Origin of the sequence: Mesorhizobium sp. Primo-A (assembly GCF_003997175.1) — a bacterium.
Lineage (GTDB): Bacteria > Pseudomonadota > Alphaproteobacteria > Rhizobiales > Rhizobiaceae > Mesorhizobium > Mesorhizobium ciceri.
In genome coordinates, this window is record NZ_RZTG01000047.1 from 1 (window position 1) to 2,511 (window position 2,511).

Genomic DNA, 2,511 nt, shown 5'->3' on the forward strand with positions numbered 1-2,511 from the left:
ACCGAAGGGAGGCTGGCCGGCCATTCCGAACAATGCGTGGATGTTGCGGGGGCTCATAGCCTTTGCCGGCGCGCTGGTGGTGCTGCCGATCCTGGTGGCCGGGCGACTGTTCGGCGAACGACAGAAAAACTATGCCGAGCTCAGACGTCTGTCTGGCCGCCTTGAGTTGGCCCTGGAAGCTTCTGGAATTGGCGTGTGGGAGCACGACCTGGCCACAAAAGAACTGCTATGGGACGACCGCGTCAACCAGATCTACGGCAAGCCAGCCGATGGCAAACCGCGCGGTTATGAAGACTGGGCGATGGCCATTCATCCCGAAGATTTTGACAGGACGCGCCAGGAGTTCGACGCGGCCGCCGAGAGGGAGGGACCGTATTCTTCGCAATATCGAGTCCTGCTAGCGGACGGTACCACGCGCCACGTGCGCACGCGCGCAGCCTTCTTCCAGGACATCGGCGGCACGCCGAAGATGATCGGCGCCGAGTGGGACGTCACCAGCGACGTGCTGCTCAATGAGACGCTCATTCGAGAGCGCCAGCTGTCGGAATCGAAAAATGCCGAACTCAAGGTCGCAAAGGCGCATGTAGAGCATGTTGCGCTGCACGACCCGCTGACCGGCCTGCCCAACCGCCGCTATCTCGATGAGTTGCTTGCCGAAAAAAGCGCAACGGGGACCCGCACAGCGCTGCTGCATCTGGACCTCGACCGCTTCAAGCAGATCAACGATACACTCGGCCACGCAGCCGGTGACGCCATGCTGGTGCACGCCTCCAAGGTCATCAAGGTCAACACGGGTCCCGGTGATTTTGTTGCACGCATCGGCGGTGACGAGTTCGTCGTGGTGAGCCATGGACGTGATGACAAGCAACTTTCCGCGCTCGGCGACCGCATCATCACGCAGATGCGCCGACCGGTCGATTTTCAGGGCAACCCGTGCCGGTTCGGGGTGAGCATCGGAATTGCCGCCGGAACCGACGCCAAGCAACTGCTCGTCAACGCCGACCTCGCTCTTTACCGGGCGAAAGGAAGCGGTCGCAACCGACACGAATTCTTTGACGAAGTGCTGCAAAGCGAGATCGTGCGGACCAAGCAAATTGCCGACGAAATCCTGGGCGGGTTGGAGCGCGCCGAATTCACAACATACTATCAGCCGCAGTTCGACGCCAGGACACTTGAGATCGTCGGGGTCGAGGCGTTGTCGCGTTGGAAGCATCCCGAACGCGGCATCCTGGCCCCACAAAGCTATCTCAAAGTGGCCGAAGAACTCAACGTCGTGGCAATCATCGATCGCGCTGTCCTGGAACAGGCGCTTGAGAATTTCGAGCAATGGTCGAACAGCGGTCTCAAGATCCCGCACGTCTCGGTCAATGTCTCCGCCAAGCGGTTGGAGGACAAGGATCTGATCGATGGCTTGCGCAAGCTTGCCATCAGGAAGGGCACGGTGTCGTTTGAGCTGGTTGAGTCCATCTTCCTCGATGAGAATGACGACCTGGTCACCTGGAACCTGGAGCACATTAAGGAACTCGGCATCGACATCGAAATCGATGACTTCGGCACCGGCCATGCCTCGATCGTGTCCCTGCTCAAGCTGCAGCCCCGCCGGCTCAAGATCGACCGCCAACTGATCACGCCCGTCACCCAGTCGATCCCGCAGCGTCAGCTGGTCTCGTCGATCATTGAGATCGGCAAATCGCTCGGCATCGAAGTCATTGCCGAGGGTGTCGAGACGAATGATCACGCGCGCATCCTGAAGGAGCTTGGTTGCGATATTCTGCAGGGCTATGTTTTTGGCCGCCCAATGGACGCCAAGGCCTTCACGGCGTTTGCCCAATCGCGCAAATGGTTGGCCGTGGGGTAAGGTCATGCCTCGCGCGGTAAGGCAGGCAGGCCGAGCGGTTCAACCGGCGCCCAGTCGCGAATTGGCTCGAGCACACTGCACTTGCATCGGCAAACCCACCGCCACCCTTGTCCCCAAAGTGCCCGACCGGCTCTGCGTGCCGGTGAAGTGACCGAAAGCAAATTTCTCGTCAGGTCTTTCAGATCTCATGATCCGACGGTCCGGTGGCGCGGCATGGGCTGTTAGCTCCAGACAGCTGAAGATAGCCAAAAGCGTCCGGCGTTATGGGCGAAGGAGCGCGGCACCAAATTGCGCCCACAATCGATCGCAGTCATTTGCCCTGAGGCTTGGCGTTCCCGGTTCGCCGTAGAAGACCATCGCCGAACGGACATCGTAACCGAGCACCGAGGCATTGGCCACGAACTGAATTGCCATTCCCAAATTCATCGCGTTGATCCTTACCTCGGCTTTAGTGCTGAGATCGACCACGCCGAAAATTTCCGCACCCCCACTTCTGCCGGCCATAACCGTCGTCGAGAGCGCGTTCCCCAAAGCGAGTAGCATTCGTGTTCAGTCCCCGCAAAGGCCGCTCTCGAACGCGCGCGCGGCGAATTTGTTCCTTGGCAGTTCAACGCCGGGTTATCGAACTGGCCTTTTCAAGCGTGCAGCTAGCA

At 59.7% G+C, this 2,511-nt stretch carries 2 protein-coding genes; one reads left to right on the forward strand and one right to left on the reverse strand.

The window, feature by feature from the left end; all coding sequences use genetic code 11:
* Positions 1-1,858: GGDEF domain-containing phosphodiesterase (locus EOC83_RS32530; RefSeq protein ID WP_127326042.1), on the forward strand; the 1,858-nt coding region annotated here is incomplete at its 5' end.
* 261 nt (positions 1,859-2,119) lie between these two features.
* Here the strand turns inward: EOC83_RS32530 and EOC83_RS32535 are convergent.
* Positions 2,120-2,401, reverse strand: a complete 282-nt coding sequence (locus tag EOC83_RS32535) for a hypothetical protein (RefSeq protein ID WP_013525317.1) — start codon at positions 2,399-2,401, stop codon at positions 2,120-2,122.
* Positions 2,402-2,511 lie beyond the last annotated feature (110 nt).

Coding starts and splice junctions, on each gene's coding strand:
- EOC83_RS32535 (WP_013525317.1), bottom strand. CDS start 2,401: ATGCTACTCGCTTTGGGGAACGCGCTCTCGACGACGGTTATGGCCGGC.